Source organism: Cryobacterium sp. Y82, from assembly GCF_002929495.1.
Classification (GTDB): Bacteria; Actinomycetota; Actinomycetes; order Actinomycetales; family Microbacteriaceae; genus Cryobacterium; species Cryobacterium serini.
The window spans coordinates 211,297-218,736 of record NZ_PJJJ01000032.1 but is presented as its reverse complement, the minus strand read 5'-3'; the positions used below and the strand labels follow the sequence as shown (position 1 = coordinate 218,736).

The following is a 7,440-nucleotide window of genomic DNA, read 5'->3' as shown; positions in this document are numbered from 1 at the left end:
TACGTATAGATACATTACGGTCCCCACACCCACCCGTCAAAACGCCCCCCACCCGGGCGTGTCGCAGCCCCGCATCCGCTCGGGACCCACAATCCTGCGGGCGAGCTTCCGCTTCCTCGTCGACTCAAACCACGGGCCCATCTTCGGGAACCGGGCCCACGATAGAACATGGGCCCGGTTTCCGGGCCCGGGCCCGGAAAAGTGACGGCAGGGGCAGCATCCGCTTTCTCGAGGCCGACCCCGATCTTGGCGGGAACCGGGCCCACCTTCGGGAACCGGGCCCACCTTCGGGAACCGGGCCCACCTTCGAGAACCGGGCCCACGATAGAACATGGGCCCGGTTTCCGGGCCCGGGCCCGGTGCAGAGAAGGAGGAAAGAGCAGGGGCTAGTAGCGGTAGTGGTCTACTTTGTAGGGGCCTTCTACGGGAATGCCCAGGTAGCCGGCCTGCTCGGGGGTGAGTACGGTCAGCTCGACTCCGAGAGCATCGAGGTGCAGTCGGGCCACCTTCTCATCGAGCAGCTTCGGCAACACGTGCACGCCAACGGGGTACTTCTCCGGAGAAACGTACAGCTCGATCTGCGCGAGGACCTGGTTGGTGAACGAGTTACTCATCACGAACGAGGGGTGGCCGGTGGCGTTGCCGAGGTTCATCAGGCGCCCCTCCGACAGTACGAGCACGCTGCGCCCGCTCGGCATGCGCCATTCGTCGACCTGCGGCTTGATCTGCACCTTGACCGCCCCGGGCAGCGACTCCAGCGCCGCCATGTCGATCTCGTTGTCGAAGTGACCGACGTTGGCAACGATGGCGAGGTGCTTCATGCGCAGCATGTGGTCGACACCGATGACATTGAAGTTTCCGGTGCCACTGACAAAGATGTCAACCTGTTCCACGACGGAATCGAGGCGGGCGACCTGAAAACCGTCCATCGCGGCCTGCAACGCGTTGATCGGGTCGATCTCGCTCACGATCACCCGGGCGCCCTGGCCGCGCAGTGCTTCGGCGGCGCCCTTGCCGACATCACCGTAGCCAGCGACGAAGACGACCTTGCCGCCGATCAACACGTCCGTGGCCCGGTTGAGGCCGTCCGGCAGCGAGTGGCGAATGCCGTACTTGTTATCGAACTTGCTCTTGGTGACCGAGTCATTCACATTGATGGCCGGAAACAACAGTTGCTTGCCCGCGGCGAGCTCGTAGAGGCGGTGCACTCCGGTGGTGGTCTCTTCGGTGACGCCCATGAGGTCGGCGGCCACCAGCGTCCAACGGTCGCTCGACTCCGCCAGCGAACGACGGAGGGCCGCGAGGATGACACCATACTCGTGGCTGTCACCGGCAGCATCCGCTGGTACGGCGCCGGCGAGTTCGAACTCGCGCCCCTTGTGCACGAGCATCGTGGCGTCGCCACCGTCGTCGAGGATCAGGTTCGGGCCGGTCCAGGCGGCTTCGGCCGCAGCCGCTTCGGCGCTCCAGTCGAAGATCTGCGACGTGCACCACCAGTAGTCCTCGAGGGTCTCCCCTTTCCAGGCGAACACGGGAACGCCCGCTGGGGCATCCGCTGTGCCGGTGGGGCCTACAGCGATCGCGGCGGCCGCGTCGTCCTGCGTGGAGAAAATGTTGCAGCTGGCCCAACGCACCTGGGCACCGAGTGCAACGAGGGTCTCGATCAGCACGGCGGTCTGCACGGTCATGTGCAGGGAACCGGCGATACGAGCGCCAGCGAGCGGCTTGGTCTCACCGAATTCGGTGCGCAGAGCCATAAGCCCGGGCATCTCATTCTCGGCCAGGCGCAGCTGGTGGCGCCCAGCTTCGGCCAGCGACACGTCGGCGATCTTGTAGGTGAAGGTGGAGGTGGAGGGCACGGTGGGTGCGGCGACAGTCATGCTACTATCTTCCCATTTCTCTCTGAAAGACCTGCACATTGTTCTGCCGGTGCGTATACAGGGCACGAAGCACAGCGGATTCAGCCCTACGCCGAAAGCGGGTCACGGCACCGTGGGGCTGGCAGTGTCGGCGCCGTCGGCCAGAAGCCGGTGACGCATGAGTTGCCAGCCTTGGGGGGCGCTCGTGCGCTCCGCATGGCGAGAGCACAGGTCAAAGCTGTGCGGTTCCGCGCGAAAGGAGAGCGGACCGAGAACTGCCAGAGACTCCCCATAGTCAAAGGTGAGCGTAGCCACCGAGGGTTCGAGGCAGGCGACACGAGAACACGGGCGGAATGTCATTGCCTGTAAGGGTAGCCGCTTCCGGGCCGCCGTAGGATGGCAGCATGTCTCGATCCCGTCGTTCAGCAGCGCCCGAACCGACCGTACGCGGTCGCGGGCGTGATCGGCACGGCCGCGGCATCCGAAGTTCGGCGACCGGTCCGTTCCTGCCGCCACTGCGCACCCGTATCGACCTGTTTGAGACGACGATCGCAAGCACAATCGAATATCTGCGCGGCGTCTGGCCCGAAGAACTGGGCAAATCCGTGTTCGAGGTCGCTTCCGGACCACCCTCGGTCATACCCGGTGTCGGCGTGGAACGTTGGATGGTGACACCGGAGACGAATCGCGTCGTGTTCTATCGCCTGCCGATCCAGCGCCTGTCACGCCTGCACGAAAACGATGAGATACACCAGCGCATGATGATCGAGACCTGCGTCTTTCGCGGCGTCGCCGAACTTCTCGGGAAAGACCCCTGGGACCTCGCGCCGGATCGCTTCCGCCACTTCTAGGTATGGCTACCCACGTCCGCGACCATCGCGGTATGTGTACGAGATGGTGGCACGTGGTCGGACCCGTGCCGCTTGCCCAACGCCTGCCGTGAGTAGAAAACCGGCGCGAACAGCATCCGCTTACCGGACCGATCCTTGCTATGACTGGGATCTCGGCCTCTCGGCCCGGTCGGTCGGCGCGTTCGCGTGTCTGGACGTTTGCTGTATTTAGTAACAGAACGGTAACAGATCTGGGCAATTCCAAACCATTTCGGGGGTGGAGCCGAACACCATGCAGACCCCAACACCACCTGCTCGATCTACAGAAACGGATTCATCCCATGCGTACATTCACCAAGGCCACCATCGGTTTCGCCTCTGCTGGAATTCTCATCGCCGGCCTCGCCGGCTGCTCGTCGGACGCCAGCACGACGACCCCGGCGCCCGCTTCGAGCTCATCCAGCTCTAGCTCGGCCGAAGCAACTCCGACGCCCCTCGCCTCGATCCCCAGCCTCTCCGGTGTTGACACCGCCGTGCTCCTCGATGCCGACTTCGGCGCCGCCCTGACGAGCCTCGGCCTCACGGCCAACACTGTCGGAACGGCCACGCTGGAAGAGGGCAGCCTGCACTTCCCGATCACCGGCGGAAACGTGGAGTACTACGACCCGGCCGAAGACTACCGCCCCTACGTTCAGGGCTCCATTGAGCACGAAGGATCCGGCTTCTCACTGACCGCCGGCGACATCGTCGTCGAACTGACCAACTTCACCATCGACCCGGCCACCTCGGAGCTCTTCGGTGACGTTTCGGTCAACGGTGAGTCCGTCGCGCCCCAGGCCCTGCTGTTCGACCTTTACGGTGGAACCCTTGAGCCGCTCAAGATGGACGGCGACAACGCCATCCTCACCGGCACCACGGTTCACATCTCCTCCGTCGCCGCCGGCCTGCTGAACTCCACGTTCAGCACCGACGCCGTCGCTGACCAGATGCTCGTTGGTATCGCGACCATCACCGCCGCGACCAAGTAGTCGGTCGGTTCTTCCACAAGAGCCAGCTTCACAGCACATATCGGGGCCCGCCACAGGCGGGCCCCGATTTCTGCGCGTGCGGGACCGCTGCGCCTCGCGGCACGTATTAGGGAAGCGGGCACTCGTTCATACGAGTGCCCGCTTCCCTAACGCGTGCCACGACGGGATTGGGCCGCGGGGATGAGCCACGGGGATGAGCGGCGGGATTGGGCCACGGGGATGGGCCGCGGGACTGGGCGTCGGCATGCGCTCAGCGCGTCAAACGGATGCCGCCATCCGGCTGCGCAGGTCGTCGAGTGACAGGCCGATGGAGGCAACATGGGCGGCGTGAGGAGCCGAGGTGGCCGCGATCCGTTCGGCATTGGTCACGCAAGTGAACTCTGTGTCAACACACATGCGTCGCGTGGGTGGCTTAGGCGGGGCGGGAACGCAAGGGGTGCAGCATCCGCTTGAGGGCGCCGGGGCCGGCGCGACGCAGCGACACGACAACGATCACGATGACCGCGATCGCGATCGACGCCCGGGTGAGCTCCGGATTCGGCACGAGCAGCCGCAGGGTGAGCGCCATCGGAACCAGCAGCCATTCCCAGCGGCCGCTGAGAGCCACGAACGGCAGCAGCAACAACGCATACCAGGGGTAGCGGGGGCTGAGTACGAGCAGGGTCGCGCCGATCATGACCAGTTGGCCGACCCATGGCTGATTCTGGTCGGTCTTGATGATCACCAGCACGGCGACGACCGCCAGAAGCAGGCCGGCGACGATCACGGCGGATTCCCCCGGCGCGACCAAGGATATCAGCGCAAACCGGGAGCCGTCCTGGTAGCCCTCCTCACTCAGGTACCCCGGCAGGTAGCCGAGCACCCCGATTCCGGTGGCCAGCACGTAGGGCACGTACAGCAGCGCAAAGCTCAGAACGGATGCCGCCACCATGCGCCAGCCGCCTCGTTTGAGCAGTGCGGGAGCGGCCAGTACCGGGATGAGCTTGGTGCCGATCGCTATTCCGAGCATGATGCCACCGCGCCAGACTTTTCTGGACGAGACCAGGAATGCTGCCGCGACGACGAAGATGACGCCGAGCATGTCCACGTGTGAGTTGGTGATCGCCTCGGTCGCCACGAGCGGACACCACGCCCAGAGCGCTGCGTTTCGTTCGTCGAGGCCGCGGCGACGCAGGCCGACCAGCAGCAGGACGGTCGTGCCGAGACTCAGTAACAGCCCGACGACCTGCAACGGCCAGTAGGCGGGCTCCGGTCCGGTGAGAAAACGCACGCCGGCAAAAAGAATTTCGCTGGCCGGTGGGTAGATCGTCGGCACGGCCGTGCGGTTGAGGGCCGAGCAGAGACGGTCGCCGTCGGTCGATCGGGTGGTGGCGATACGTTCGCCGACGCAGACCTCCTTGCCTGCGGCCGTGGTCTCGGGGGCGGGAAAGAGCCAGTCGGGTCTCAGGGAATCGAGCCGGTCATCCGCTGGGGTGAAGGCGTAGGGGCTGATGCCGGCGTTTTGCACTATGCCGTCCCAGGCGTAGCGGGCCGAGTCGGTGCTCGTGTTGGGAGGGCCCGCCATAGCCACGCCGCCGATGAGGGCCGAGCCGGCCAGGATCAGGGCGATGACGGCGCGGCCGTTGACTCGGCGCAGCAGCCAGTACGCGAGGCCGAACAGCAGCCAAAGCGCACTCGTGACCAGCACGAGCTGCACCTCGTCGCGGTCGGGTTCGAACAGGTCGAGGGCGCTGACGCTGAACGCGGTGAGGGCAGCGCTGAGCGCCAACAGGGCCGCGATGATTGTTATGCGCACGGTTCAGTCTGTCTTATGGTGCTGTGGCGCACGGGGTCCGCCGCCGAGACACCCGCACACTGTAAGGAATTTCGTTCGGTTGTTGCCGCGGTGCAATGGTGCAATAGAGGTATGCGGCGATTGATGTATGAGGCCCAGCGGGCGCTGGCGTCGCCCGTGCGCAATCCGCGGATGGCGACGGTGATCGGCCGGCTGCTCGGCGCCGCTTTTCTGATCTGTTTCGGCACCGGCCTGTACAGCCATTTTCTGCAGGAACCGCTCGACTGGATGCGCTTTGCGACCCGCCCGGAGTTTCTGTACCAGGTGACGCAGGGCACGCACATCGTGGCCGGCATCGCCTGTTTTCCGCTGCTGCTGGCCAAGCTCTACATCGTTTTTCCCGCCCTGTTCGCCTTTCCTCCGGTGCGTGGCCTGGTTCATTTTCTCGAACGGGCCTCGATCGCCCTGTTCGTGGGCGCCTCGCTCGTGCAGATCACGATCGGGCTACTCAACACCTACCAGTGGTATCCGTGGCCGTTTCCGTTTCGGCAGGTGCATTTCGCGCTCGGCTGGGTGCTGATCGGGTTGCTGGTCATTCACATCGGTGTGAAGCTGCCGGTGATTACGCGGTACTGGAGCAAGGATTCCCCGGGCAGCGACCATCTGGAAGACGCGGTCTCGAACAATCGGGCTTCCAATGCGGAGGCCGTGCGATTGTGGGGCAGCACCCGGCCGGGCGGCGTGACCGGGCGCGTGCTCGATTACATCGATGCAACGCCGCGCTCTCGTACCCGGGTCAGTCGGCGCGGATTTCTCGTGACGATCGGCGTGGCCACCACTGCGGTCGTGGGCCTGACCGCCGGCCAGACCTTCACACCGTTGAACGCGGTCAACCTGTTCGGGCCGCGCAAGAAGGGCGTCGGCCAGCAAGGTGTTCCGGTGAACCGCACGAGCGAGCAGGCCAAGGTAGCGGATGCCGCCATGGCCGCTGGGTGGACCCTCACCGTGGCGGTGGCCGGCACCGAACGTTCCTTCACCCGTTCAGAGTTGCTGGCGCTGCCGCAGACCGAGGTTCAACTTCCGATCGCCTGCGTCGAGGGGTGGAGCCAGATGGCCTACTGGCGCGGCGTGCGTTTGAGCGACCTGGCCGACCTGATGAGCGCCGACCCGGACACCTCGTTTCGCCTGATCAGCCTTGAAGAACGCGGCAGTTTCAGCAAGACCGAGATGGGCCGCGAGTATGTGCGGGACCCGCTCACCCTGGTGGCACTCGAACTCAACGGTGAGACGCTCGACCTCGAGCACGGGTATCCGGCGCGCATGATCGCGCCGGGCCGCCCCGGCGTACTGCAGACCAAATGGCTCAGCCGAATCGAGGCGATCTGATGACGACGATTACCACGGGGCTCAATCCCCCGCCGGCCGGAATCGCGCCGTCGACCAGCCGACGGATGCGCAGCATCCGCCTGGCGCTGGTGGGTGTCGGTGTGCTGCTGCTCGCCTGGGGTGCGTTCGTGCTGTTCGATTCGGTGCGGCTGACCCGGATTCCGGGAGTGGCGTTGTGGATCGTGGCGGCGATCGTGCTGCACGATGCGATTCTTGCGCCGATCGTGTTTGCGTTCGGGATTGCGCTTCGCCGTGTCGGTCGGCGCGTAACCGGCACGGTCATTGCGATCGTTCAAGGAGCAATTGTCGTTGGGTCGATCGTGTCGCTGATCGCGGTACCCACGATGGTGGCGAAGAATTTCGCCCCCGCGAATGCGACCGTGTTGCCGCTGAACTACGGGCTGAACTTGGCGATCTTCTGGCTCGTGCTGGCCCTGACCACCGTGGGGCTGTCGGTGTGGGCGTTCCTACGCTGGCAGAGCCCGGTCACGACCTTTCCGGACGACTCCGGGCGGTGAGGTGCCGGGCTTTCGGGCCCACGGCTCCGGGCCCACCCTGTGGGC

The 7,440-nt window shown here is 65.1% G+C and carries 7 protein-coding genes; 4 read left to right on the top strand and 3 right to left on the bottom strand.

Annotated features, from left to right (window positions below):
- Window positions 1-386: 386 nt before the first annotated feature.
- Both ahcY and CXY70_RS09850 read right to left on the bottom strand, forming a co-directional pair.
- Window positions 387-1,880 (bottom strand): adenosylhomocysteinase, encoded by a 1,494-nt coding sequence (gene ahcY / locus CXY70_RS09855; protein WP_104192181.1) that lies wholly within the window; start codon window positions 1,878-1,880, stop codon window positions 387-389.
- A 102-nt stretch (window positions 1,881-1,982) separates the two neighbouring features.
- On the bottom strand, window positions 1,983-2,219 hold the full coding sequence (locus CXY70_RS09850) for a DUF3499 family protein (RefSeq protein WP_104192180.1): 237 nt from the start codon (window positions 2,217-2,219) through the stop codon (window positions 1,983-1,985).
- A gap of 44 nt (window positions 2,220-2,263) precedes the next feature.
- Between CXY70_RS09850 and CXY70_RS09845 the strand changes: the two genes are divergently transcribed.
- Both CXY70_RS09845 and CXY70_RS09840 read left to right on the top strand, forming a co-directional pair.
- Window positions 2,264-2,710, top strand: a complete 447-nt coding sequence (locus CXY70_RS09845; RefSeq protein ID WP_104192179.1) for a metallopeptidase family protein — start codon at window positions 2,264-2,266, stop codon at window positions 2,708-2,710.
- Between the two features lie 320 nt (window positions 2,711-3,030).
- Window positions 3,031-3,717, top strand: a complete 687-nt coding sequence (locus tag CXY70_RS09840) for a hypothetical protein (RefSeq protein ID WP_104192178.1) — start codon at window positions 3,031-3,033, stop codon at window positions 3,715-3,717.
- 412 nt (window positions 3,718-4,129) lie between these two features.
- Here CXY70_RS09840 and CXY70_RS09835 read toward each other — a convergent pair whose 3' ends face one another.
- The gene (locus tag CXY70_RS09835) at window positions 4,130-5,512 is read right to left on the bottom strand and encodes a glycosyltransferase family 87 protein (RefSeq protein ID WP_104192177.1); all 1,383 of its coding nucleotides are present in this window, start codon (window positions 5,510-5,512) and stop codon (window positions 4,130-4,132) included.
- 111 nt (window positions 5,513-5,623) lie between these two features.
- On the opposite strand from CXY70_RS09835, the gene CXY70_RS09830 reads away from it, so the two are divergent.
- Window positions 5,624-6,877, top strand: a complete 1,254-nt coding sequence (locus tag CXY70_RS09830) for a molybdopterin-dependent oxidoreductase (RefSeq protein ID WP_104192176.1) — start codon at window positions 5,624-5,626, stop codon at window positions 6,875-6,877.
- On the top strand, window positions 6,877-7,395 hold the full coding sequence (locus CXY70_RS09825; protein WP_104192175.1) for a hypothetical protein: 519 nt from the start codon (window positions 6,877-6,879) through the stop codon (window positions 7,393-7,395). The genes CXY70_RS09830 and CXY70_RS09825 overlap by 1 nt, the downstream gene beginning before the upstream one ends.
- Window positions 7,396-7,440: the final 45 nt, after the last annotated feature.